Source organism: Desulfolutivibrio sulfodismutans DSM 3696 (assembly GCF_013376455.1).
Classification (GTDB): domain Bacteria; phylum Desulfobacterota; class Desulfovibrionia; order Desulfovibrionales; family Desulfovibrionaceae; genus Desulfolutivibrio; species Desulfolutivibrio sulfodismutans.
Window position 1 is genome coordinate 3,379,004 of the sequence record NZ_CP045504.1, and the last position, 24,798, is coordinate 3,403,801.

The following is a 24,798-nucleotide window of genomic DNA, read 5'->3' on the forward strand; positions in this document are numbered from 1 at the left end:
CGTTTTTTTTGCGCCTTTCCACGCCGCAAGCGTATCCCTTTTAAGGAGAAACCCATGCTCGACGCCATGCGCCAAAATGCCCAATCCTGGGGCGTCAAAATTGTCTTCGGAGTCATCATCGTGGTCTTCGTGTTCTGGGGGGTCGGCAAGTTCGGCAACGACACCGCCTCGGTGGTGGCCTACGTGGATGACCGCCCCATCCTGGTCAAGGAATACGAGAAGACCTTCGAGGAAAGCCTGCGGATGGTGCATAACCAGAATCCCAACGTCACCGACAAGGAACTGGCCGAAGGCGGCTTCCGCTGGCAGGTCTTCAGCCAGATGCTCACCCAGACCATGCTGGCCGCCCAGGCCGCCAAGCTCAATCTCTCCGTCTCCGACGCCGAACTGCGCCGGGAGATCGCCCGGGTTCCGGCCTTCGCGGGCGAGGACGGCAAGTTCGACGCCAAACGCTACGAGGAGCTGCTCAAGGCCAATGGCTTAAATCCCGCCGAATTCGAGACGGACATGCGCCAGAACCTCACCCTGGAAAAGCTCGGCAGCTACCTCGCCCTGCCCGCCCAGGTCACCGAGGCCGAGGCCCGGTCCCTCTACGACTTCAGCCGGGAACAGGCCGTCATCGAATACATCCCCTTCACCTCCGACGCGTTTTCCCAGGGCATCACCCCGACTGAGGAGGCCATCAAGGCCTTCTACGACGCAAGCGGCGACAAGTTCAAAACCCCGGCCCAGATCAAGGTCGATTACCTGGATCTGTCCCCCCAGACCCTGGCCAAGCCCGACGAAATCACCGACCAGGACATGGAGGCCTACTACAAGGCCAACCCCAAGGCCTTCGAGCGCCCCGAATCCGTCGAGGTTCGCCACCTCCTGGTCATGCTGCCTCCCGACGCCTCCGCCGACGAGGTCAAGGCCGCCGAGAAAAGGATGGCCGAGCTGGCCGAACGGCTGCGCAAGGGCGAGGATTTCGCCTCACTTCTGCCGAAAAATCCCACCCAGGGCGACAACCTTATGGGCGAGGACTACGCCTGGCTGTCGCGCGGCGCGTTGCCCAAGGAATTCAAGTCCTTCGAGGATGCCGCGTTCGGACTGGAAAAGGGCAAGGTCAGCGACCCCCTGCGCACCACCGTGGGCCTGCATGTCCTTGAGATCCGGGAAAAACGCCCCGCCGGAGTCGCCCCCCTGGCCGACGTCAAGGACGAGGTCCGGGGCATCCTGGCCGAAGAGCGCGCCGCCGACCGGCTGGCCAAGGTCATGGACGCCGTGCAGGACAAGATCGTGGCCGGCGTCGAGCTGGCCAAGGCCGCCGAAGAGGAAGGCCTGGCCATCGGACAGACGCCGCTTTTCTCCAAGGACATGCCCCCCGCGAATCTCAAGATCGCCCCCCAGGGCCTGGAAACCCTCTTCGCCTTGACCCAGGGTGAAACAACCGACACCCCCCTGACCACCGAGGACGGTTTCCTCCTGGCCAAGGTCGTGGAGGTCAAACCGGCCTCCGTGGCCCCCCTGGCCGACGTCAAAGACCGCATCGTGGCCGAGTTGGTGGAAAAGCAAGCCCTGGCCACGGCCAAGGAAAAGGCCGAGGCCGCCGCCACGGAAATGAAAACCCCCGAGGGACTGGCCAAGGTGCTGGCCGAATACAAAGACAAGATCACCCTGTCCCAGCCCTTTACCCGCCAGGGCTTCATCCCGGGCCTGGGCATGGTGCCGCCGCTGGTCAAGGTCGCCTTTGAACAAAAATCCAAGGACTGGCAGCCGCAGGTGTTCTCCGTCTCCGATGGCTACGTCCTGGCCCGGCCCGAAAAACGCATCGAGCCCGACCCCGCCGCCTGGAACGCCGATAAGGACAAATGGATGCAGTCGCTTCTTCAATCCAAACAAAGCGAGCTGTTCCGCGCCTACCTGACCACCATCCAGGAGCAGGCCAAGATCGAGATGGTCAACGTCGATATCCTCGGGCCCCGCCCCGGCGGCGACGCCGCTGCGGCGCAGTAGGGCGACATGGTGTGGGGGGCGCTGCCCCCCACGCCCCCCGGCAGGGGGCTAAGCCCCCTGCACCCCATATATGCGGCCCCCTGGCCGACGCGAATGCGTCGGCCAGGGGGCCGCAATGATTTGGGCGCAGCGGCTTGCCGCCTGGACTTCCGGGCGCTCGTCTCTGGCGCATCGCGCCAGAAACGAGCGCCCGAGGCCAGGGGGTCCGGGGGGAATGATTCCCCCCGGGCGGGGTCCGGGGCGGCAGCCCCGGGTGGGTGGGGAGATCGGAATGCGATGCGTTTAGGGATGAAAAGGATTTTCAACAAGAAAATACGCTGTGGGCAAAAATTGTGGAAACCGGGGGTTTGCGTGTGATTTCTTGGGTGTGGCGGCTCATGTTGTGCAGAACTCACTGATGGAGGCGCTGTGAGCGTCTATACAAACTATCGGGGCGGGACTATAAAGCTGGCGGTAATGGACGTGGCCGTGGGGAGTCGGCGCGGGCCGCATTTTTCCTGTCTTCTCAATATATTCGAGATACGCCTGTGAACGAAAATTCCGTTTGGAACCAGATTCGGGGTCTGGAGCCTTTGTCCATGTGCGACTGGCCGGGGCGCATGAGCGCGGTCATCTTTCTGGGCGGTTGCAATTTGCGCTGCCCGCACTGCCACAACGCCGGATTGGCCTGGCGTCCCGACCGCTATCCGCCCATTGAGCCCGCCGATCTGGGGAAGTTCTTTTCGGCCCGGGGGGCGTGGCTGGACGGCATTGTGGTCACCGGCGGCGAACCCACCCTGGCGGAGGATCTGCCGGAACTGGTGGCGGCGCTTACGGCCTTTGGGCCGCCGGTGAAGGTGGACACCAACGGCATGCGCCCGGAGATGGTGGCGGCGGTGTTGGCCCATGCCCCGGGGACGCGGTTTTCCGTGGACCTGAAGGCGCCGTATGAAAAATATCCCCTGGTGACCGGAGGCGCCGTGACGGCGGAGGCGGCCCGGGAGAAGATGAGCGGAATTTTTGAGGTGGCCATGGGGCATCCGGAGGCATTCATGTTCCGGACGACCCTTGTGCCGGAGCTTTGCGAGGCGGACGTGCAGGAGATCAGGGAGGTGATTCTGCCGTCCGGTTTTCCATTGACTGTTCAAGCATACGTGCCGCCCAAGGCGCGTGGGGAGGAGAAGGTTTATGCCCACTCGGATAAAAAAACGCGACGGCTGCCAGGAAACCTGGTCCACGGAGCGCATCGCCCTGGCCATCTTGAAGGCGCTCAAGGCCAGCGGCATCCAGGATCCCCTTTTGGCCAGGCGGTTGGCGCATAAGGTCGAGCACAAGCTCGAGGAGCTCGAGGTTCCGGAACAGGAGCAGGTGCAGGATCAGGTGGAGCAGGTGCTCATGGAGTCGCGCCTTTTCGGCGTGGCCAAGCGCTACATCATTTATCGCGAGAAGCGCCGGGAGTTGCGCGAGCAAAAAGCCGCCTACCTGGACATAAAAGACGTCATCGACAACTACCTGAGCAAGGCCGACTGGCGCGTGGCCGAGAACGCCAACATGTGCCATTCGTTCCAGGGGCTCATGCTGCACCTGTCGGGCACGGTCCAGGCCAGATACGCCCTGGAGAAGTATCCCGAGGAGGTCCGGGCGGCCCACGAGCACGGCTATTTCCACATCCACGACCTGTCGTTCGGACTGGCCGGGTATTGCGCCGGATGGAGCCTCAAGGATCTCTTGCTTGAGGGCTTCAACCTGGAAGGCCGCTCCTGCGCGGGCCCGGCCCGGCACTTTGATTCCGCCCTGGGGCAGATGGTCAATTTCCTGGGCACGCTGCAAAACGAATGGGCCGGGGCCCAGGCCTTCAACAACGTGGACACCTATCTGGCCCCGTTCATCCGCCACGACAAACTGACGTACAAGCAGGTGCGCCAGGCCGTGCAGAAGTTCGTGTTCAACTTGAACACCACCTCGCGCTGGGGCGGCCAGAGCCCGTTCACCAACCTGACCTTCGACCTGGCCCCGCCCAAGCATCTGGCCAATGAGGCGGTGATCATCGGCGGCAAGCTCCTGGACAGCGTGCATGGCGACTACGCCGTGGAGATGGAGATGTTCAACCGGGCCTTCCTGGAGGTCATGTCCCAGGGGGACTACCACGGCCGCATTTTCTCCTTCCCCATCCCCACCTACAACATCACCAAGGATTTTCCCTGGGAGACGCCCATCGGCACGAAGCTTTTGGAGCTGACGGCCAAGTACGGCGCGCCGTATTTCCAGAACTTCATCAATTCCGATTTGAGCCCCGAGGACGTGCGGTCCATGTGCTGCCGGTTGCAGATGGATTTGCGCGAGCTACGCAAAAAGGTCGGCGGGCTTTTCGGCGCGGGCGACCTGACCGGATCGGTTGGCGTGGTGACGCTCAACCTGCCCAAGCTGGCCTTTCTGGCCCAGGGCGAGGAGGATTTTCTCGATCTGGTTACGGAATATGCCGATCTGGCCAAGACGGCCCTGGAATTCAAGCGCAAGCTCATCAACGACAACCTGGAGCGGGGCATGTTCCCGTGGACCAGGCGCTACCTCAAAAACGGCTTCAAGGGCCATTTCTCCACCATCGGCCTGGTGGGCGGGCATGAGGCCTGCCTGAACCTTTTGGGCAAGGGCATCGAGACCGACGCCGGGGTGAGGCTCATGACCCGGACGCTCAACCACCTGCGCGAGCTGACTTCGGGCTACCAGGAGGAGACCGGCAGCCTTTACAACCTGGAGGCCACCCCGGCCGAGGGCACCAGCTACCGGCTGGCCAAGATCGACAAGTCGCTGTATTCGGACATCCGGGCCTCGGGCAACGGCACGCCGTATTATACGAACTCCACCACCCTGCCCGTGGGGCTGTCGACGGACGTCATCTATTCCCTGGAGCACCAGAACAAGCTTCAGCCGCTCTACACCGGCGGCACGGTGTTCCACACCTACCTGGGCGAGGCTGCGACCGATCTGGAGGCCCTGCGGTCGTTTATCATCAAGGCCTTCACCATGACCAAGATCCCCTACCTGTCGATTACACCGACGTTTTCCATTTGCAAGAAGCACGGCTATATCCATGGCGAACACTTCGAATGCCCGGATTGCGGTGAGCCCGCCGAGGTCTATACCCGCATCGTGGGCTACTACCGGCCCGTGTCCCAGTGGAACAAGGGCAAGCAGGCGGAATACGTGGACCGGGTGATGTTCGAGGGAGTCGATTGCATGTGCGGAAGCTAGGCCGCCGCCGAGCAGAAAATCCTGTAGCGGGGGAGGGCGTCGGTCCTCCCCTGTTTTTTTTCGTCCGGGGACCTAATCGCTTCACGATATGAAGCGATTACGGCGGCGAATCGCTTCATCTTCAAGAGAGAACTCCTGTCCGGCAGGACGGCCCGCGCGCCATCCCGGATGCCCCGGGCGACACCTTGTGCGGCCGGGCCGTCTCGGCTAGGGTGCCGGGCAAAGGATCATCCGCCAAACACCATGCCCGATCAGCGCAAAGCCACCCTCCACGCCCTTTTGGCCGTGCTCATGTGGTCCACGGTGGCCTCGGCCTTCAAGCTGTCGCTGCGCCACATGGACCCGGCGCAACTGCTGTTCTATTCCAGCCTGGCCTCCACCCTGTGCCTGGGCGCGATATTGGCCGTGCAGGGCCGCCTGGGGCTGGTTGTGGCCATGACCCGGCGTCAGTACGTCCGGTCGGCGCTTTTGGGGGCGCTCAATCCCTTCCTGTATTACCTGATCCTGTTTGCGGCCTACGACCGCCTGCCCGCCCAACTGGCCCAGCCCATCAACTACACCTGGGCCATCACGCTGACGCTTCTGTCCATCCCGCTTCTCAAACAGAAAATCGGCCGCCGCGACTTCCTGGCGGTTTTCGTGGGCTATGCCGGGGTGCTGGTCATCTCGACGAGGGGCGATGTGGCCGGAATGAACATGGAAAGCCCGCTCGGCGTGGGGCTGGCCCTTTTGTCCACCATCCTGTGGGCCCTTTTCTGGATTCTCGGGGCCAGGGACGACCGCGACCCCGTGCCCGGGCTTCTGCTCAATTTCGCGGCCTCCCTGCCCATGACGCTGGCCGTGTGCCTTGCGACCACGGGCCTTGTCCCGGCAAGCCCCCTGGGCTATCTGGGCGCGGCCTACGTGGGGGTTTTCGAGATGGGGCTGGCCTTTGCCCTGTGGCTGTCGGCCATGAAAAACGCCGCCAACACGGCCCGCATCGCCAACCTCATTTTCCTGTCGCCTTTTTTGTCCCTGGTGTTCATCCATTTCGTGGTGGGCGAGGAGATTCTGCCCTCCACCTTCGCGGGACTAATGTTGATCATGGCCGGATTGGCCGTCCAGCGCACGGCCAAGACCCAAAAGCCCGCCTAACCCTTTTGCCATAGAAAGACCCATGCCCCCCAAAAAAGCCTATCAGTGTTCCATCCTCCCCGGCGGCCCAGCCGTGGTCACCGAACGCATGCCCGCCGTGCGCACCGTCAGCCTGGGCATCTGGATTCCCTCCGGATCGCGCCATGAGACCCGCGCCCAGGAGGGCATGGCCCATTTCTGGGAGCATATGGCCTTTAAGGGCACAGCCAGCCGCACGGCCCGCCAGATCGCCCTGGAGCTGGATCTCCTGGGCGGGCTGGCCGACGCCTACACCTCCCGGGAGCATACCTGCTTCTCCATCCGGGTGGCCGCCGACCATCTGCCGTTGGCCTGGGACATCCTGGCCGACATCGCGCTTCGGCCCTGCCTTCCCCCGGAGGAGATGGAGCGGGAGAAGGACGTCATCCTCCAGGAGATCGGCATGGTGGAGGACACCCCCGACGACAAGCTCCTGGAATCCCTTTGGGAGGCGGCCTGGGACGACCGGGCCATGGGCCATCCCATCACCGGCCCGGCCGAGGGCGTGGCCGCCTTTTCCGAGGCGGGCCTGTGGGAGTGGCGGGCCGCCAACTACCGCCCCGGGGCCATGGTGGTGGCGGCGGCCGGGGCCGTGGACCATGCCGCCCTGGCGGACATGATCGGCCGTTTTTTCGCCGGATTGCCGCCGGTCCCGGCCGGTTCGCCCAATACCGCGCCGGTTCCGGCCTTTCGGCCCGGCTCGCTGTCCCTGCCCCGGGAGGTGGAGCAGACCCATGTGGCCATGGGGTTTCCCGTGCCGGGCAACGCTGATGGCGGCCGCTTCGCCCGGGCCGCCTTGACCACGGTCCTTGGCGGCAACATGTCCTCGCGGCTTTTTCAGGAGGTTCGCGAGAAGCGGGGGCTGGCTTACGTCGTGTCCAGCGACTTAAACACCCTGGCCGACGCCGGGCTTTTGGAGATCCACGCCGCCGTGGACCCGGGCCGGGTGGAGGAGCTTTTGGACGTGGTGCGCCGGGAGCTTGCGGCCATGGCCGCAGGCGGCGTGACCCGCCAGGAACTGGAGCATGTGCGCGAGCATCTGCGCGGGCTGTTGCTTCTGGGGGCTGAGTCCACGGAAAACCGCATGGTGCGGCTGGCCAAGAACCACCTCCTCTTCGGACGCCATGTGCCCCTGTCCGAGACGGCGGCCAAAATCGCACGCCTGTCCCGGGACGAGATCGGCCAGGCCGCTGCGGCCATCCTGGACCCCGCCCGGGCCGTCGTCGGCATCCTTGGCCCCCAGATCGAACCCTCCTGGCTGGAAGGAGCCGCGTCATGACCGCCCATGCCTTTGCCGTCGGCCCGGGCCATCTGCATCTCGTCGTCGCCGACATCACCACGCTCAGCGTGGACGCCATCGTCAACGCCGCCAATCCCTCCCTGGCCGGTGGCGGCGGGGTGGACGGGGCCATCCATCGGGCCGCCGGGCCGCGCCTTCTGGCCGCCTGCCTGGACATCGTGCGTGGGAGCGGTCCCCTGCCCACGGGACAGGCCGTGGCCACGCCCGGATTCAATCTTCCCGCCGCCCACGTCATTCATACGGTCGGCCCCATCTGGCGCGGCGGGGCCAACAACGAACCGTCCCTTTTGGCCTCGGCCTACCGCGAGAGCCTGCTGGCGGCCCAGGCCCTTGGCCTCGGCCGCGTGGCCTTTCCGGCCATCAGTTGCGGGGTCTACGGATTTCCCGAGGAGTTGGCGGCGCGCACGGCCTTGCAGACCCTGCGGCAAGGACTTATGGATGCCCTGGTGGCCGAGGTCACCATGTGCCTTTTTTCCGGCCGCGCCCTGGACGCGTGGCGCGAGGCCGCCGGTACGGTGCTGAGCGACGAGACGTAAGGGAGACGACATGGACATACGAGGAACGACGATCTTGGCGGTGCGCGACGCGCATGGCGTGGCCGTGGCCGGCGACGGCCAGGTGACCATGGGGCAGGCCGTGGCCATGAAGCATGGCGCGAAGAAGGTGCGGCGGCTCTACAAGGACCGGGTGATCGTGGGTTTTGCCGGGGCCACGGCGGACGCGTTCACGCTTTTTGAGCGTTTCGAGGCCAAGCTTGAGGAATATGGCGGCAACCTGCTGCGCTCGAGCGTGGAGCTGGCCAAGGAATGGCGCAAGGACAAATATTTGCGGCGGCTTGAGGCCATGATCATTGTAGCCGACGCTGAAAACGTGCTGGTCTTAAGCGGCACGGGAGACGTGATCGAGCCCGACGACGGCCTGACGGCGATAGGTTCCGGCGGGCCGTATGCCTTGGCGGCGGCCCGGGCCCTGGCCCGGGAGACGAAGCTGTCCGCGAGGGAGATTGTCGAAAAGGCCATGGCCATTGCGGCGGAGTTGTGCGTGTACACCAACGACCGGGTGACCATTGAGACGTTGGAGAAGAAGTAAGTCGCGCGGCCCGTCGCGCGTTTCCCGGAGAAAGGCCCTTTACGACGCGCTTGTGGCGCGGCTTGTGGGCAAGACAGGTCAGGCCGCAGAACCCGGCCGTGGAGAGACGATGGAGAACATGACCCCTCGCGAGATCGTGGCGGAGTTGGACAAATACATCATCGGCCAGGACCAGGCCAAGCGCATGGTGGCCATCGCCATGCGCAACCGGTGGCGCAGGCGGCGCATCGACCCGGCGCTGCGCGACGAGATCGCGCCGAAAAATATCCTGATGATCGGGCCAACCGGCGTGGGCAAGACCGAGATCGCCCGCAGATTGGCCAAGCTTGCCGGATCGCCCTTTTTCAAGGTCGAGGCCACCAAGTTCACGGAGGTCGGCTATGTGGGCCGCGACGTGGAGTCCATGGTCCGCGACCTCATGGAGATCGGGGTGAACCTGGTGCGCCGGGAGGAGATGGAGCGGGTCAAGGAGCGGGCCGAGAAGAATGCCGAGGAGCGGCTTTTGGACCTGCTTTTGCCCAAGCCAGGGCCGCGCTATTCCCCCTCCGGGGCCATGGAGATGCCCGAGGCCCTGGATGCGGGCGACGAGGAACGGCCCGCGTCCGCCGACGGCCCGAGTTCGTCCACCCGGGAGAAGTTGCGCAGGCTGTTTCGGGATGGCGCGCTGGACGACCGCACGGTGCCGGTGGAGGTCTCCGCGCCCTCGCCCCAGGTGGAGATCATGGCCATGCCGGGCATGGAGGACATGGGGGTGCAGTTCAAGGACATGCTGGGCAAGATGTTTCCGTCCCGCAAGAAGACCCGGAATATGCGGGTGCGTGAGGCCTACGAGATCCTTTTGCAGGAGGAGAGCGAGCGTCTGGTGGACATGGACAAGGTCACCGAGGCGGCCAAGGAGCGGGTGGAGCAGACGGGTATCATCTTCATCGACGAGATCGACAAGATCTGCGGCGGCCGCCAGGGTTCGGGCCCGGACGTGTCCCGGGAGGGCGTGCAGCGCGACCTGTTGCCCGTGGTCGAGGGCTGCACGGTCAATACGAAATACGGCATGGTGCGTTCGGACCATATCCTTTTCATCGCGGCCGGGGCCTTTCATTTCTCCAAGCCGTCGGATCTGGTGCCGGAGCTACAGGGGCGGTTTCCGCTTCGCGTGGAGCTGACGGCGCTTTCGGCCGAGGATTTTCACCGCATCCTGACCGAGCCCAAAAACGCGCTCACGGTGCAGTATACGGCGCTGCTCAAGACCGAGGGCGTGGCCTTGAGCTTTTCCCCCGAGGCGCTTTTGGAGGTGGCGGACTTTGCCCGCAAGGTCAACGAGGAGACGGAGAACATCGGGGCCAGGCGGCTGTATACCATCATGGAACGTATCTTAAACGACCTGTCGTTTGAGGCCTCGGAGTTGTCCGGAACGGCCGTGGCGGTGGACCGGGACTATGTACGGGACAAGCTGTCGGACGTGTCCGAGGACCGGGATCTTTCCAGGTACATCCTGTAGGGGGATATCATGATCTGCGACAGCGAACACGAAAAGGCCAGGCTTTTGTTGGAGGCCCTGCCGTACATCCGCGACTTCTACGGCAAGACCATCGTCATCAAATACGGCGGCCACGCCATGGTGGACGAGGATCTGAAAAGGGCCTTTGCCCTGAACGTCATCCTGCTCAAGTACGTGGGCATCAATCCGGTCATCGTGCATGGCGGCGGGCCGCAGATCGGCAAGATGCTCGACCAGCTGGGCATCGCCTGCCAGTTCCGACAGGGGCTGCGCATCACGGACACGGCCACCATGGACGTGGTGGAGATGGTGCTGGCGGGCAAGATCAACAAGCAGATCGTGAGCCTCATAAACCGGCACGGTGGCATGAGCGTGGGGCTTTCGGGCAAGGACGGCAACCTGATCCAGGCCCGGAAGCTGGAGATGGTGCTGGAGCGCAAGGACGCCCCGCCGGAGATCATCGACCTGGGCAAGGTGGGCGAGGTCACGGGCATCAACGCCACGCTCATCAACACCCTGAAGGGCCAGGGGTTTATCCCGGTGATTGCGCCGGTGGGCGTGGACGAGGAGGGCGAGACCTACAACATCAACGCCGACGCCGTGGCCGGGGCCGTGGCCGTGGCCCTTTCGGCCAAGCGGCTGGTGCTTTTGACCGACGTGGCCGGGGTTTTGGACGCCTCGGGGCAGCTCATTTCGTCGCTCGATCTGCGCGAGGCCTCGGTGGCCATCGAGGAAGGCACGGTCAAGGGCGGCATGATCCCCAAGATGAAGTGCTGCATGGAGGCCGTGGACGGCGGGGTGGAGAAGGCCCATGTTCTTGACGGCCGGGTGGAGAACTCGATCATTTTGGAGCTTTTTACGACATCTGGCATCGGCACGGAGATCGTGCATCGCAGAAAGCGGGAGAATCGGATTTAGCGCGGCTCTCCGCTGGTCGGCCGGGCTCGGGGCCTGCGCGCGGCGCGGCGTCAGGCCATGCGTCGCTTCGCTCGGGCCTGCCTGCCGCGCCGCGCGCAAGCCCCTCGCCCGGCCTGATCGTTTAGGTCTTTCGCAGGAAACCGCCGGAAGAGGGCTGCTCGGACGTTCTCTCCCCGTTCGGGGATTCCCAAGGGGGCCTGCCCCCTTGGGCCGCCGGAGGCCTCTGCCCCTGCCCAATTACCGCACCAGGTAGGCGTTGTCCTCGCCGTCGAGCTCGGCTAGGTGGACGTCCACATGTTCGCCCAGGGCGGTCTGGACCTTTTTCCCCACATAGTCGGCCTGGATGGGCAGTTCCCGGTGCCCCCGGTCGATCAAGACCAGAAGCTCCACCTTGCGCGGCCGGCCGTAGTCCAGGATGGCCTCCAGGGCGGCCCGGATGGTGCGGCCGGAGAAGAGCACGTCATCCACCAGGACGATTTTCTTGTCGTTGATGTCGAAGGGGATGTCGGTCTCGCCGATATGCGGCTGGTTGTCGGAGTGGGTCCAGTCGTCGCGGTAGAGGTTGATGTCCAGCTTGCCCGACAGGATGTCGCAGCCCAGGCGGCCTTCCAAAACCTTTTTCAGGCGCTGGGCCAGCTCCACGCCCCGGCGCTGGATGCCGATAAACGCCAGGCCGCAGCCTTGGTCGTGGCGTTCGATGATCTCGAAGGCCAGCCGTTCGATGGTCCGGACCATGTCTTCAGCCGAGAGAATGCGGCGCTGTCGTTTCATGGCGATCCCTGTGGGCGTGCTGTGCTGTGTCATGACGCCGACCCTAGCGGAAAAGGCCAAAGCGGGCAATGTCCGGGGTCGAACCGGCATTTCGGGAGGGTTGGCGAGGCGCTTTGGGCCTTGTGGGGTGGGTCGTTTCTCCTGTTTGACAAAGCCCCGGGCCGTGCTTACTTACGGGCCTCAGCCAATTTCTCCCCAGGAGGTCGACAGACATGGTCGAAATTACCGAGGCCGCCCGCCGCGAATTGGACGGGTATTTCGCGGACAAGGAAAAAGCCCCCATTCGGATTTATCTTTCCGCCGGAGGGTGCTCCGGCCCCCGCCTGGCCCTGGCCCTTGACGAGGCCAAGGACACGGATGATCAGTTCGATGTGGAGGGCTACAATTTCATCGTCGACAAGGAACTGGCCGCCCAGGCCGCTCCCATGCGCGTGGACATGTCCTATATGGGGTTCACCGTGCAGTCGAGCCTGGAGCTTGGCGACGGCGGTTGCGGCTGCTCCGGCGGATCATGCTCCTCCGGTTCGTGCAGCACGCCCGGTTCCTGCTGCTCATAGATTCTGATCGTTACAGGGGGCCGTTCGTGAGGGCGGCCCTACTACACCTCCCAGGAGATACAGATATGGTCGAGCTCACCGAGGCCGCCCGCCAACAATTGGACGGGTATTTCGCCGACAAGGAAAAAAATCCCATCCGCATCTATCTCGCAACCGGCGGTTGAGCCGGTCCCAAGTTGTCTTTGGCTCTGGACGAGCCGAAGGATTCCGACGAAAAATTCGACACCAACGGGTACGTGTTTCTTGTGGACAAGGAATTGTCCCAGCAGGCCGGCCCCATGAAGGTGGACATGACGTACATGGGCTTCACCGTGCAGTCAGGCCTTGAGCTTGGCGGCGGCGGGTGCGGGGGCTCGTGCTCGTCCGGTTCGTCGTGCTCCTGCTGAAAACGCCGACGTGACGACCTCCTCTTTCAGGCGATATCCGTATGGATATCGCCTGTTTTTTTGACAAAGGACGAATATTCGGACTAAGGTGCTCAAGGCAGCTTCATGCGGTTTCGTTACCCAGCCGGAATCGGCCTGACGCGCGATGGCCGGTTTTTTTAAAGGAGTGCCCGATGCCCGGTAAGATTTTGATCGTCGACGACGAGGTTCATATCCGCATGCTCCTGGAGCAAACCCTGGAAGAGCTGGAAGAAGAGCATGGCGTGACGATTTTATCCGCTTCCAACGGCGAAGAAGGATTGTCGCTTATCCGGGGGGAGAAGCCGGATGTGGTCTTTTTGGACATCATGATGCCCAAGCTCAACGGCTATGAGGTCTGCCAGCGGGTCAAAGAAGACGGCGAGACTCAGGGATGCAGCATCGTCCTTTTGACCGCCAAGGGTCAGGAGGTGGACCGCAAGCAGGGACTTGAGATGGGCGCCGCCATGTATATGACCAAGCCCTTCGATCCGGACGAAGTCTTGAAGGTAGCCAGGGATCTCCTGGGATTGACGGCATAACCCGCCGCGCGTCTTCGGATCAGCCATGGCCATTCTCGCGAGGCTTTTGCGCAAACAAAACCTGGATACGCTCCAGCGCCGGGCGACCGATCTTCTCGGTTCCGGCTGGCGTATTCTGGTTTCGGACATGGAGGGCCGGATCGTCCACCCGCCCGGGGGCGGGCACGCCCCCTTGTCGGACATGGGCCTTTTGACCTTGCCCCTGCACCTGGACAAAGTCCCGGTCGGGCAGGCCATCCTGGCGCCGCCGCCCGATGCGTTGCCGGAGGCGGCAGGCGTCGCCAAAAAGGTGTTGGCCTTTTTTTCCACGTCCGTGGAAGAGATCCTGACCCGGGAGAACATCCGACGGGTGCTGGCCGCCGAAACCTTGCAGAAATACCGTGAGTTGTCCCTGCTGCATCGAGCCACCCTGACCCTCAACCAGTCGCTACGCCCCCGCGACGTGGCCCAGGCCCTTCTGGCCGAGTTCCTTTCTGGAGACATTCCGGCCGACGGCGGCATCATCTATCTGCGTAAGGCCGGAACCACCCAATTTCTTCCACAGCGTTCCTTCGGGGCTTCCAGAAAATGCGGCATGGAGCAGATTGCCGGAAGCACGCTTTTTCTGGATGTCGTGAAAAGCGGCAAGCCCGAGATCATAAACGATCTGGCTTCGGATAAAAGGTGGCACGGGGAGGCCCCGGGATTGACGGCCATGCTCATCGCCCCGCTTCTTTCCGCCAGCCAATGCGTCGGCGTCCTGGTGCTGGGGGCCTGCGGCGCGCCGCGCTTCGACGCCAATCATCTCCAGTATGTCGGCACCATCGCCTCGGTGGCCGGCATCGCCATGGGCAATGCGCTTCACTTCGAGAGCGTGCAGCTCCTCATCAAGTCCCTCATGCAGGCCCTGGCCACGGCCATTGATGCCCGGGATCCCTTCACCGCCGGGCATTCCCAGCGTGTGGCCAGGCTTTCGGTGGCCCTGGCCAAGGCGGTGCATGAAAATCAGGATATCTTTCCAAATGTGCGGTTCACGGACAACGACCTCCAGGAAATCATCTACGCCGGACTCCTGCATGATGTGGGCAAAATCGGCATCCGCGAGCAGGTGCTCACCAAATCGTCCCGGTTGCCCAAGGATCGCCTGGACATCATCGGCCAGCGCCTGGCCCTGTGGAGCGATGTCACCGGGGGGGCGTGGCGCGAGGATTTCGCGGCGCTGGCGCGTATCAACGGTTCGGATGGCATCACCCGGGACGATGCGGCCTTGATCGGGCGCATCGCCAAAAACGAAATCGTGACTAACGGCCGGGTGTTGCCCATGCTGACGGACGAGGAGATGCAAACCCTGCTCATCCCGCGCGGCAACCTGACCCAGGAGGAACGGCGGGAGATCGAGCGGCATCCCTCCGAAAGCTATCGCATCCTGCAACACATTCCCTTTCCCGAAAACATGCGGCGGCTTTTGACCATCATTTCCCAGCACCATGAGCGGCTGGACGGCTCGGGATATCCTTCCGGACTACGCGGGGATGATATCCTTCTGCAAAGCCGCATTATCGCCATTGTGGACATCTACGACGCCATCACCATGGAACGGCACTACAAACCCGCCCTGCCGCGCAACAAGGCCCTGGCCGTGCTGCGGCACGAGGCGGCCGAAGGCAAGATCGATTCCGATCTGGTTCGCCTGTTCGCCGAGAAAAACGACGAGATTGAGGAAGACGCCATGCGCATGGCCATGCACACGGACAACGAGGACTATCTGCCCGAGACGCCGGGCCATGCCGAGGAAGAATGCTCCTGAGAGAACCGGACGGGGTGTCTTCGATCGCCAAGAACCGCCAGAGCGGCGCCTGCCCGAAAGAATCTGCCTGCGGCGTACCTGCCTGAGAGAATCCGCCCGAGGGAATCCGCCCGAGGGCATTACCGGTGTCCAAAAAAGCGGCGGCGCAGTCGCGGCCTGCCCGCCCGTGTGCCAGCGATGGCTGGGGTGAGGCGCGTTACAGGGCCGAACGCTCCACAACGGCGGCGCTCAGATCTGCCTCGGCCACCTTGCGCCCATCCACCTCGGCCATGGCCCGCATCTTCCAGAGATTGAACTTGCGGCGGGCCTCGGTGCAGGTCAGCACCAACTGGTCGCCCGGAACCACGGGCTTGCGGAAGCGCACGTTGTCCATGCCGGAAAAAAGAAACACCCGGTCCCCCAGGGGCTCGTCCTGGCTTTGGCCGATGAACAGTCCGCCCGTCTGGGCCATGGCCTCAAGGATCAGCACCCCCGGCATGACCGGCAGCCCGGGGAAATGCCCCTGAAAAAACGGCTCATTGATGGTGACGTTCTTGATGGCCCGCAACAAAACCCCAGGCTGAAACTCGATCACCCGGTCCACCATCAGGAAGGGATAACGGTGCGGCAGCAGGGTAAAGATGTCCCGGATGTTTGGAAGGGGACGGACGGTATCGCTCATGGAGTTCCTTGCGCAAATGCCCGAAAGGCCGCTAGCGGCCTTTCGGGCGTTCTTCTCGTGTGGCCGGGCCGAACGACGGCCCGGGATTACTTGGATTTGTCGAATTCCTGACGCAGGGCGGCGGTGATGTCCAGAGCAGAGTCGAAATACGGCACGCTGCGGGCTTCCACAACCACGGTGTAGCCGTTTTTCTTGGCGTAGTCGGTCATGACCTTCTGCAGGCGGGTCAGAAGCGGCTGCAGGATCTGCTGCTGGGTCTCCTGCTCTTCCTGCTGCAGCTTGTTGCGCTCGTCCATGTACTTCTTGGCCTTGGCCTCGAAGTCAGCGACCTGGGAACGCATGGCGTCCTGGGACAGGGCCACGCTCTTTTTCTGCAGGTCTTCCTGCATCTTCTTCAAATCTTCACCCTGCTGTCCCAGAGCCTTTTCCCGAGCCTCGAACTTGGTTTTCAGCTGCGAAAGGGCAGCTTTGCCAGCCTGGGAGGAAGCCAGGGCCTCGTCCAGGTTGACGACCGCGATTTTGCCCTCGGCCGCCGCTGCAAGCGGCAGGGCCAGGATGGCGGCCACGATGCAAAGCGTCCGAAAAATACCGACCATGATGTATCTCCTTGCACTGTTTGTTGTCAGAAAAAACGCGTACCCCGCCAGTCTCCTGCTCTCGTTAGAACGACTGTCCCATGCTGAAGCCAATCTGGTGCGGCCAGAGGTTTTGGCGATCCGCATCCAGGCCGTAGCCGTATTCCACCCGGATAAGTCCCATGGGCGAATACCAGCGGATTCCCGCGCCCACGGCCTTGTACAGATCCCAGTCCATATCCGTATGCTCAGCCCAGGAATTACCGGCGTCAAAGAACACCAGACCCCAGATGCCGTTGGACTTGCTGATGGGATAGATGGTCTCGATGTTGGTGAAGAACATGGCCCGGCCGCCGATACGCTCTCCGGTACGGGGATCCTGCGGCGAGATCTTGTTTTGCTCGTAACCGCGCACGTTCTCGATGCCGCCCAGGTAGAAGCGCTCAAAGACCGGGATGTCGCCGCCGCCGTTGTTGAACAGGACGCTCGCGCTGCCGCGCCAATGGAAGACCAGGTCCCAGGGCAGGGGGTGGAAGTAGTTGGACGTGATCGTGGGCCGGATGAAGTCGTCGCTGCCCTGCAGGATGCCGCCGGCGTATTCCAGGGACAGGGTGTTTTTCGTGCCCTTGGTGGGGCGGGTGGAGCTGTCGGTGGTGTCGCGGTCGATTTCAGCCGTCAGCGAACTGCTCCAGTGGGTGCCCTCGGAGTTGGCGATGACGCTGGAGGGATACCAGTTGGTGTTGAAGATGCGGTAGCGATCCAGGCGATAGGCCCAGGACAGAAGCGTGTATTCGCCCAGGGGATAGCCGAAGGTCAGCTTGCCGCCGACGGTTTCCTTGCTGTAGTCGTCGTACTTTTTATAGAGGTTGTACAGGGAGATGCCCGTGGTCAGGTTGGTGTCGTTGAACCGGGGATTCATGAGCGACAGGATGAACCGGCTGGACGTGCCGCTCAACATACCCTGGAACTTGGCGTTGTAGCCTTTCCCGAAGAGGTTGCGCTCCTCGACGGACCCGCCGAAGAACACGCTGTCGTAGGTCGAATACCCCGCGCCCAGGCTGAAGGCGCCGGTGTTTTTGTCCTTGACCTTGACCTTGAGATCCACCTCGGTGGGGTTCTCGGTGGGCACGGTCTCGATATCCACCTTCTCAAAGTAGTCCAGCCTGTCCAGACGCTCGTTGGAGCGACGGACCTTGTTGCCGCTGAACAGGTCGCCGTCGGCCAGGCGCATTTCCCGGCGGATGACGTTGTCCCGGGTCTTGTCGTTGCCTTCGATCTGCACCCGGCGGATGTAGACCCGGCGGCCTTTGTTGATCGTGTAGGCCACGTCGATGGATTTCTCGGCGTCGTTTTTCATGAGATCCACGTCGGCCTGGGCAAAGGCGTAGCCGAGGTCGCCGTAGATTTCCGTAAGCAGGTTCAGGTCGTCGCGGACAACGGAGCGGTCGAAGTAGGCGCCTTCCTCGGCCAGTTGGTCAAGCTTGATGATCTGCAGCAGGGCGTCGTTGTCCATGAGCAGATCGCCGCTGAAGGTCACCTTGCCGACCTTGTAGCGGTCGCCCTCGTTGACCCGGAACACGACCGTGATGCCGTCGTCGCCGTATTCCACATCGGGCTGGCCGACCTTGATGTCCACATAGCCCCGGTTGGCGTAGAAATTCTCGATGGCCGCCGCGTCGCGCTCGAGCATCTCCTCTTTCAGGACGCCGCTGCCCGTGACCCAGGACCAGAAACGCCGCTCGGAGGTGGACAACTCGTCATGCAGCTCGTCGGCGTCCACCTTGCTGACGCCCTCGATTTTAACCTCGCGGATGTAGAGCTTTTTGGGCTCCTTGACGATGATGTTCAAGCGGGCGATGCGCGGATCGGTCTGCTCCAGCTCGTAGTTGACCTCGGTCTTGTAGAAGCCGTCCTTGCGGTAGAGCTCGCGAATCTTTTCCAGATCCTCGGCCAGAACCTTGAGGTTCAGGATGGAGCCGGCCTTGGTGCTCATGGTCTCCAGAATCTTGTCCTGGTCCACCTCGCCCGAGCCGATGACCCCGATGGCCTGGATGCGCGGTTTTTCCTTGACCACGAAGACCAGTTTCTTGCCGCCGGGGACGTTTTCCAGACGGATCTGCACGTCGTCGAAATATCCGGTTTCAAAGAGGCGTTTGAGATCGTCGTTGACGGATTTGGGATCGTAGGGCTGGCCCACCTGGGTCTTGGCCTTGAGGATGATGACATCCTTGTCCAGGATCTGGTTGCCTTCCACGGCCACATCCACGATGGCGTCGCCGGTCACCAGGAGCCCCCGGACCTTGCCGGCCAATTCCTTGGCGGCGGGTTCGAGCTGCATGACCTCCTTGGCCTGGGCGAACACCGACAGGGGCGCGCCGTCGGAGGCGGGGACCAGACGGCCGTCGATGCTTAAGGTCTCGCCGATCTGGGAGACGCTGCCGTACAGGGCATGGGTGGCCTTGGCCGCCGCGGCGAGCTTGCGGGCCGTCTGATCATCCATGGGCCCGGTGGGTTTCTCCGTGGCCACGGCAATGCCTTCCCGACGCAGATTCTCGGCCAGGATGCCCGGCAGACTGGCGGCGATCCCCTTCTGGTCGGAGGCGGTGTTGACCGCAAACGGCAAAACAAGAATCTTGGTTCCCGATTGTCCGGACTGGGCATGGGACGGGAGGGTGAAGGCCAAAACTGCCAAAATGGCGTAAAGAGCCGCCCGCCCCGTGGATTTAAGTCCGTGCATAGAGTTCTCCACCGTGAAGTTCCAACCTTCGGCCCATGAGCGCGGCCAGGCTGTGGTTGTGGGTGACCACCACCAACGTCATGCCAAGTTCCTCGTTGAGGCGCGATAAGGCCTCTCCGACCCGGGAACCGGTATGTTCGTCCAGATTGCCGGTGGGTTCGTCGGCCAAAAGCAGTTTCGGCCGCATAAGAACGGCCCTGGCAATGGCCGCCCGCTGCCTCTCTCCCCCGGACAGTGTTGTTACCCTGTGTCCGGCCCTTTCATCAAGCCCCACGAGCGCCAGGGCGTCAGCGGCCAGGGACAGGGCCCCGGCATGGGGTAACCCTGCTATAAACCCAGGCATGGCAACGTTTTCCAAGGTTGTGAACTCCGGCAAAAGGTGGTGAAACTGGAAAACGAAGCCGATATCTTTGTTACGAATTTTTGCGGCCTGGGCCGGTTGCAGCGCGCCCATGTCGTTGCCGAGAAAAAAAATGTCGCCCGAGGTGGGAAGATCGAGTGCCCCCATGACATGCAACAGGGTGGTTTTGCCCGAGCCCGACGAGCCCAGAATGGCCATGGACTCACCGGCCTGGATGGTCAGGCTCACGTTTTTGAGCACGTCGATGCGTTCGGACGGTCCATGGTATTGCTTGGACACCCCGCGAAGCTCCATGAGCGCGTCATTCATGGCGCAACGCCTCCGCAGGCTTGAGCCTGGCGGCCTGGCGGGCCGGATACAGGGTGGCCAGAAAGCACATGGCCAGGGCCGTGGCCCCCACCAGGAGCACATCGCTTGCGGCCAGCCGGATGGGCAGGTAATCCATGGGGTAGACGTCGCTTGGAATCTTGATGAACTGGTAGCGGCCAAGGGCCCAGCTCACGGGCAGCCCCAGGGCGTAGCCCAGGGCCGTGCCCACCGCGCCGATGATGGCCCCCTGGAGCATGAACACCCGGCGGATGTTCTCGGCCGTGGCCCCCATGGACATGAGGATGGCGATGTCCTTGGTTTTTTCCATGACCAGCATGACCAGGGTGGTGATGATGCTAAACGATCCCACCAGGACGATCATGAGCAAGATGATGAACATGGCCGTCTTTTCCAGTTGCAGGGCCTTGAAAAGATTGCCGTTCATGTCGATCCAGGTGCGCACGTAGACCGGCATGCCCCCCAGGGCCTCGCGCACCTCCTGCGCCAGGGCGTCCACGGCGTAGACGTCGTCCACCCGAAGCTCGATGCCCGTGACCAGGTCGTGCTTGAAGCCCAGAAGATCCTGGGACGCGGCCAGATTCACGTAGGCCAGGGAGGTGTCGTATTCGAACATGCCGGAGCGGAAGATGCCGCGCACCACGAAGGTCTTGACCTTGGGGGTGAACCCGGCGGCGGACTGCCGTCCCGAGGGCGACAGGATGTTCACGGCGCTGCCCACCGTGACCCCGGTGCGCTCGGCCAGCTCCTTGCCCAGGATGATGCCCGGGAACGATCCGGGGGCGTCCAGGTCGGACAACTGGCCCTGCACCATGTCCCTGGGCAGGCTCAAGACCTCTCCGGCCGTGGCCGGGTCGATGCCGCGCAGGATCACGCCTTTGACCCCGCCGGAACTGCTGAGCATCACCTCCGTGTACACGAACGGGGTGGCTCCCAGGATGCCCGGGAGGGCGTCCAGCTTTTCGATGTTCACGCGGTAGTCGCGCATGGCCCCGCCCATGACCCCGGCCACCATGTGGGCGTTGACCCCCAGGATCTTGTCGCGCAGGTCCGTGGAGAACCCGTTCATGACGCCCAGGACCACGATCAAGGCGGCCACCCCCAGGCCCACCCCCAGGATGGAGATGAGCGAGATGACCGAGATGAACGACTGTTTGCGCCGGGCCGCCAGATAGCGCAGGGCGATGAACAGCTCGAATTTCATGATCAGGAGGAGACCTCGGGGCGCAACAGCGGAAACAGGATGACCTCGCGGATGGAGGACTGGTCGGTCAAGAGCATGACCAGGCGGTCGATGCCGATGCCCTGTCCGGCGGTCGGCGGCATGCCGTATTCCAGGGCCCGGATGTAATCTTCGTCCATGCGGTGGGCCTCGTCGTCGCCGGCCTCTTTCTCGCGCACCTGCTCTTCGAATCGCAGCCGCTGGTCCACGGGGTCGTTGAGCTCGGAAAAGGCGTTGGCCATCTCCCGCCCGGCGATAAAAAGCTCGAAGCGGTCGGTGATGTCCGGGTTGTCCTTGTTGCGCCGCGACAGGGGCGAGATGTCCGTGGGATAGTGGTAGATGAAATGGGGCTGGATGAGCCTGGGCTCGACAAAGATGTCGAAGAGCTTGGCCTGGACCTTGCCGAGCTTTTCGCCCTTGAGCACCTTTTCCCCGTTTTTCTCCACATGGGCCTTGGCCGCGTCGAAATCCAAATACATCTCCGGGGACAGGCCGCCGATCTCCTCCAGGGACTGGTGGAAGGTCATGCGGGTCCAGTGCCCGGGCGTCAGGTCGATCTCCCGGCCCTGGTAATCGACGACCGTTTTGCCGCAGACCTTTTCGGCGATGCGGGCGAAAAGGGCCTCGGTCAGGTCCATGAGATCCGTGAACCGGGCGTAGGCCCAATAGAACTCACACATGGTGAATTCGGGGTTGTGCTGGGTGGAGATGCCCTCGTTGCGGAAATTGCGCCCGATCTCGTAGACCCGGTCGAAGCCGCCCACCACCAGGCGCTTCAGATACAGCTCCGGGGCGATGCGCATGTAAAGATCCATGTCCAGGGCGTTGTGGTGGGTCTCGAAGGGCTTGGCCGTGGCCCCGCCGGGGACGGCCTGCATCATGGGGGTCTCCACCTCGAGAAAACCGCGCTCGTTGAGGAAGCGGCGCATCTCGCCCACGATCAGGGTCCGCTTGCGGAAGATCTCCGAGGTCTTGGGGGTGACGATGAGATCCACATAGCGCTGGCGATAGCGTGTCTCCACGTCTTTTAACCCATGATACTTCTCGGGCAGGGGCCGAAACGACTTGGACAGCAGGCGTATTTCCGAACAGTGCAGCGTCAGCTCGCCGGTCTTGGTGCGAAACAGGGTTCCGGTCACGCCCACGATGTCGCCGATGTCGTATTTCTTGAACCGGGTGTAGGCGTCGGCGCCCATGTCATCGCGGGAGGCGAAACACTGGAGCCGTTCGGAGGCGTCCTGGAGGTTGAAAAAGGTGACCTTGCCGAAGGAGCGCAGGGAAACCATGCGTCCGGCGACCACGAAGCTGCGTCCGAGGTCGGCCAGGGCGGTTTCGTCGGCCGTTTCGTAATGGGCAAGGATATCCGGCAGGCTGTCGGATTTGACGAAGTCGTTGGGATAGATCTCACAGCCTTCGTCAAGGAGCTGGCAGGCCTTGGCGATGCGGTTTTTGAGCACTTCGTTGAGTTCGCCCCCTTTGTCGAGGGCCTCAAGCAGTGGTCGGAAATCTTCCACCCGGTCGGACTTCACCGGGAGTTTGAATGGCTTGCGCTTGGCGCGGTCGTCGGTACCCAACTTGCGCGGCTCCAGTGTGTAAACGTGTCGGTCAAGCGGGTATGGGTACGAGAAATACGGCCAGCCGTCAAGGAAGGCCGTCAGGAAAAGCGGGCTGGGCGAAAAACGGGGTTGACGGATGACCTGTCGCTGGTTTAAGAAGCTCCCTCGCTTTTGACGAATTGTTCCCCGGTAGCTCAACCGGCAGAGCGGGTGGCTGTTAACCACTAGGTCGGGTGTTCGAATCACCCCCGGGGAGCCAGCAAATTCAAAGGGTTAGGTCGATACGGCCTAACCCTTTTTTGCGTGGTGGCGGAGGTGTTCGCTATCCAGGTGTACCGCGCCACCTAGTTTTGTGTACAACGACGTTTAGTTTTGACCATCCTCCGGCTTCGGGTAGGGGAGCACGGGCAGCCGCAGTCGCTTGCGCCAACCAGGCTTGAGGAAGAACACATACCGGAACTGGCGGAAGGTGAGCCGGAGCGCCCGGTCGAGGCCCTCGCGGATAACCTTGCTCCTCCCTCCGCTCGTCCGGTGGGCCGTCACCAGCAAGTCATGGTAATAGTCACAATCCAGAAAGAGAAATTGCGACTTGTGGCTGCCGACGTAGAGGAAATTGGCCGCCTGGTAGACGACGCCCCAGCGGCCGCACCGTTCATCCGCAAAGCTCTGCACCCACCCGATCCACGGCATGACCTGCCGGATGTACCGGAACGAATAGGCGATGGCCATGCTCTCGGAGTTGCGGGGGCAGACGTCCGCCAGCCACATGCGGTTCAACTCCAGATATTCCGTGGTCCCCGTTCCCTCCACCACCTTCCCGGCCCGGGCAGGCTGTAGCGCATAGCCGAACGACAGCACCCCGGCCAGATTCCGGCGGAAGTAAACGCCGAGGTGGACATAGGAATTATTGACTACCCGGTGAGAGTAGTGGTGGCGCGTGACCAGCTCACGCGCCATAGCCGCTGGAATCGCCGCTACATAGAAATCGCGGCCGCCAAAACCAGCCACCGCCCATGCCCCCTTGATAAACCCCTTGTCCGTAGACGTGGGCGGATCGTAAACCCCCGGGTCTGGGGGATGGTGCGGCGGCCGCTTGGCGCGCCTTAACGCTCTGTCTCGGTTGTCAATGATCTCGGCCATGGATGTTCCTCTTTCGAGGCTCCATGGCCTTCTGTGCCGGGGCTCGCGGCCCTCACGTGATTCACGGTCCCGCACCGGGGACACTTGATTGAGAGGCGGATCGCCTCCCCCTTACCCAGCAACCTCCCGCATTCTCCGCATCTGATCTCCTGCACGTCCAACGCCTTTACAGGTTGCGCCTGCGCCTGCTACGCCCTGGTCACCCTTGGTCCCCCAGGGGAGGGAGCAGCCAGCGCAAGCTGGTGGTCCGGTGTTCCTGCACCGGGCCAGTGGGACGGCTCCACCCGTCCCGCCTGCTCCACTATAAATGCTCGGCCAACTCTGGCCAGACGACGCCAGCCAGCACCACGGCCACATCCAGGGGCGTGGCCGCCTCATCGATAGCCAGCTTGGCTCCGCGACGGGCGGCCTTGACGGCCGCGCCGTAGGCCAGCCACGTGGCCCGCTGGTAGACCACCAGATCCACGACCTGGCGCAGTGTCAGGGCCACGTCCACCCGGGCCAGGGCCGTCTGCTCGGCCACCAAAAACGGATAGGCTGCCGGGGTCAGCGGGTCCGGCGCGGTATCGGCCCGGGCCGCGTCATGCGCCGTATGTTGATATTCCAGGGTCTGCCCGTCGCCCGGCGTCAACACCATGAGCCGCCGCCGCTCGGCCTCGGCGTCGATGGCTGCGCAGGCCACCGCCTTGGCCGTCTCCAGATTTTCGGATGCGCCACCGGCCGGGACGGGGGCATTTTCCGGCCGCGAGACGATTGCGGTCCCGGCTGGAAACACCGCTGCCTGAACGGCCAGGGCCAGGGCGTCATCCAGGCAGCACAGGGCCACGGTCACCCCCCCGTCATCTGTCTCGATCAGATCCATCAGGTTGTGCCGATGGCTGGAGTATGCCAGATCTCCATCCACGGTCAGCCCCAGGGGGGCGAGGTCTGTCGCCAGGGCTTGGCGCGTGGGGGCGTGCAGAAACATATCGATCATAGG

General features: G+C 63.1%; 23 protein-coding genes and 1 tRNA gene. 14 read left to right on the top strand and 10 right to left on the bottom strand.

What is annotated here, in order from left to right; all coding sequences use genetic code 11:
• Positions 1-54 precede the first annotated feature (54 nt).
• From GD606_RS15380 to argB, 9 genes are all read left to right on the top strand, one after another.
• A complete protein-coding gene (locus GD606_RS15380) occupies positions 55-1,995 on the top strand; it encodes a peptidylprolyl isomerase (RefSeq protein WP_163301734.1) in 1,941 nt (646 codons plus the stop codon).
• 578 nt (positions 1,996-2,573) lie between these two features.
• Positions 2,574-3,296: a radical SAM protein gene (locus tag GD606_RS15385; protein WP_246298839.1), complete on the top strand. Its 723-nt coding sequence runs from the start codon at positions 2,574-2,576 to the stop codon at positions 3,294-3,296.
• Positions 3,220-5,226 carry a ribonucleoside triphosphate reductase gene (locus GD606_RS15390; RefSeq protein ID WP_246299103.1) on the top strand — a complete coding sequence of 669 codons (2,007 nt, stop codon included), beginning with the start codon at positions 3,220-3,222 and terminating at the stop codon, positions 5,224-5,226. Before GD606_RS15385 ends, GD606_RS15390 begins: the two co-directional genes overlap by 77 nt.
• Positions 5,227-5,469: 243 nt before the next feature.
• Positions 5,470-6,360, top strand: a complete 891-nt coding sequence (locus GD606_RS15395; RefSeq protein WP_163302391.1) for a DMT family transporter — start codon at positions 5,470-5,472, stop codon at positions 6,358-6,360.
• 22 nt (positions 6,361-6,382) lie between these two features.
• Positions 6,383-7,657, top strand: coding sequence for a M16 family metallopeptidase (locus GD606_RS15400; protein ID WP_163302390.1), 1,275 nt, complete (start codon positions 6,383-6,385; stop codon positions 7,655-7,657).
• Positions 7,654-8,214 carry an O-acetyl-ADP-ribose deacetylase gene (locus tag GD606_RS15405; protein ID WP_163302389.1) on the top strand — a complete coding sequence of 187 codons (561 nt, stop codon included), beginning with the start codon at positions 7,654-7,656 and terminating at the stop codon, positions 8,212-8,214. Before GD606_RS15400 ends, GD606_RS15405 begins: the two co-directional genes overlap by 4 nt.
• 10 nt (positions 8,215-8,224) lie before the next feature.
• Entirely contained in the window at positions 8,225-8,767 is a 543-nt protein-coding gene (gene hslV / locus GD606_RS15410; RefSeq protein ID WP_163302388.1) for an ATP-dependent protease subunit HslV, read from the top strand.
• A 109-nt stretch (positions 8,768-8,876) separates the two neighbouring features.
• Entirely contained in the window at positions 8,877-10,262 is a 1,386-nt protein-coding gene (gene hslU, locus GD606_RS15415; RefSeq protein WP_163302387.1) for an ATP-dependent protease ATPase subunit HslU, read from the top strand.
• A 9-nt stretch (positions 10,263-10,271) separates the two neighbouring features.
• A complete protein-coding gene (gene argB, locus GD606_RS15420) occupies positions 10,272-11,180 on the top strand; it encodes an acetylglutamate kinase (RefSeq protein WP_163302386.1) in 909 nt (302 codons plus the stop codon).
• A gap of 237 nt (positions 11,181-11,417) precedes the next feature.
• Here the strand turns inward: argB and pyrR are convergent, their stop codons facing one another.
• A complete protein-coding gene (pyrR, locus tag GD606_RS15425; protein WP_176629319.1) occupies positions 11,418-11,951 on the bottom strand; it encodes a bifunctional pyr operon transcriptional regulator/uracil phosphoribosyltransferase PyrR in 534 nt (177 codons plus the stop codon).
• A 212-nt stretch (positions 11,952-12,163) separates the two neighbouring features.
• On the opposite strand from pyrR, the gene GD606_RS15430 reads away from it, so the two are divergent.
• From GD606_RS15430 to GD606_RS15445, 4 genes are all read left to right on the top strand, one after another.
• Positions 12,164-12,508 carry an IscA/HesB family protein gene (locus tag GD606_RS15430; protein WP_163302385.1) on the top strand — a complete coding sequence of 115 codons (345 nt, stop codon included), beginning with the start codon at positions 12,164-12,166 and terminating at the stop codon, positions 12,506-12,508.
• Positions 12,509-12,573: 65 nt separating this feature from the next.
• Positions 12,574-12,894 carry an IscA/HesB family protein gene (locus GD606_RS15435; protein WP_246298840.1) on the top strand — a complete coding sequence of 107 codons (321 nt, stop codon included), beginning with the start codon at positions 12,574-12,576 and terminating at the stop codon, positions 12,892-12,894.
• Between the two features lie 173 nt (positions 12,895-13,067).
• Entirely contained in the window at positions 13,068-13,454 is a 387-nt protein-coding gene (locus tag GD606_RS15440) for a response regulator transcription factor (protein ID WP_163302383.1), read from the top strand.
• Positions 13,455-13,479: 25 nt separating this feature from the next.
• Positions 13,480-15,240: an HD domain-containing phosphohydrolase gene (locus GD606_RS15445; RefSeq protein ID WP_163302382.1), complete on the top strand. Its 1,761-nt coding sequence runs from the start codon at positions 13,480-13,482 to the stop codon at positions 15,238-15,240.
• Between the two features lie 196 nt (positions 15,241-15,436).
• Here GD606_RS15445 and fabZ read toward each other — a convergent pair whose 3' ends face one another.
• The 6 genes from fabZ to lysS form a co-directional block, all read right to left on the bottom strand.
• Positions 15,437-15,901 carry a 3-hydroxyacyl-ACP dehydratase FabZ gene (gene fabZ, locus GD606_RS15450; RefSeq protein ID WP_163302381.1) on the bottom strand — a complete coding sequence of 155 codons (465 nt, stop codon included), beginning with the start codon at positions 15,899-15,901 and terminating at the stop codon, positions 15,437-15,439.
• Between the two features lie 86 nt (positions 15,902-15,987).
• Positions 15,988-16,497: an OmpH/Skp family outer membrane protein gene (locus GD606_RS15455; protein ID WP_163302380.1), complete on the bottom strand. Its 510-nt coding sequence runs from the start codon at positions 16,495-16,497 to the stop codon at positions 15,988-15,990.
• Positions 16,498-16,561: 64 nt separating this feature from the next.
• Positions 16,562-19,213 carry an outer membrane protein assembly factor BamA gene (gene bamA, locus GD606_RS15460; protein WP_163302379.1) on the bottom strand — a complete coding sequence of 884 codons (2,652 nt, stop codon included), beginning with the start codon at positions 19,211-19,213 and terminating at the stop codon, positions 16,562-16,564.
• Positions 19,200-19,883, bottom strand: a complete 684-nt coding sequence (locus GD606_RS15465) for an ABC transporter ATP-binding protein (RefSeq protein ID WP_163302378.1) — start codon at positions 19,881-19,883, stop codon at positions 19,200-19,202. The genes bamA and GD606_RS15465 overlap by 14 nt, the downstream gene beginning before the upstream one ends.
• Entirely contained in the window at positions 19,876-21,105 is a 1,230-nt protein-coding gene (locus tag GD606_RS15470; protein ID WP_163302377.1) for a lipoprotein-releasing ABC transporter permease subunit, read from the bottom strand. The genes GD606_RS15465 and GD606_RS15470 overlap by 8 nt, the downstream gene beginning before the upstream one ends.
• 2 nt (positions 21,106-21,107) lie before the next feature.
• Positions 21,108-22,697: a lysine--tRNA ligase gene (gene lysS, locus GD606_RS15475; RefSeq protein WP_163302376.1), complete on the bottom strand. Its 1,590-nt coding sequence runs from the start codon at positions 22,695-22,697 to the stop codon at positions 21,108-21,110.
• Positions 22,698-22,862: 165 nt separating this feature from the next.
• On the opposite strand from lysS, the gene GD606_RS15480 reads away from it, so the two are divergent.
• A tRNA-Asn gene (locus tag GD606_RS15480) sits at positions 22,863-22,938 on the top strand.
• A gap of 107 nt (positions 22,939-23,045) precedes the next feature.
• Here GD606_RS15480 and GD606_RS15485 read toward each other — a convergent pair.
• The 3 genes from GD606_RS15485 to GD606_RS15495 form a co-directional block, all read right to left on the bottom strand.
• Positions 23,046-23,819: a Mom family adenine methylcarbamoylation protein gene (locus GD606_RS15485; RefSeq protein ID WP_163302375.1), complete on the bottom strand. Its 774-nt coding sequence runs from the start codon at positions 23,817-23,819 to the stop codon at positions 23,046-23,048.
• Entirely contained in the window at positions 23,783-23,974 is a 192-nt protein-coding gene (locus GD606_RS15490; protein WP_163302374.1) for a Com family DNA-binding transcriptional regulator, read from the bottom strand. The genes GD606_RS15485 and GD606_RS15490 overlap by 37 nt, the downstream gene beginning before the upstream one ends.
• A gap of 146 nt (positions 23,975-24,120) precedes the next feature.
• On the bottom strand, positions 24,121-24,795 hold the full coding sequence (locus GD606_RS15495; RefSeq protein WP_163302373.1) for a hypothetical protein: 675 nt from the start codon (positions 24,793-24,795) through the stop codon (positions 24,121-24,123).
• Positions 24,796-24,798 lie beyond the last annotated feature (3 nt).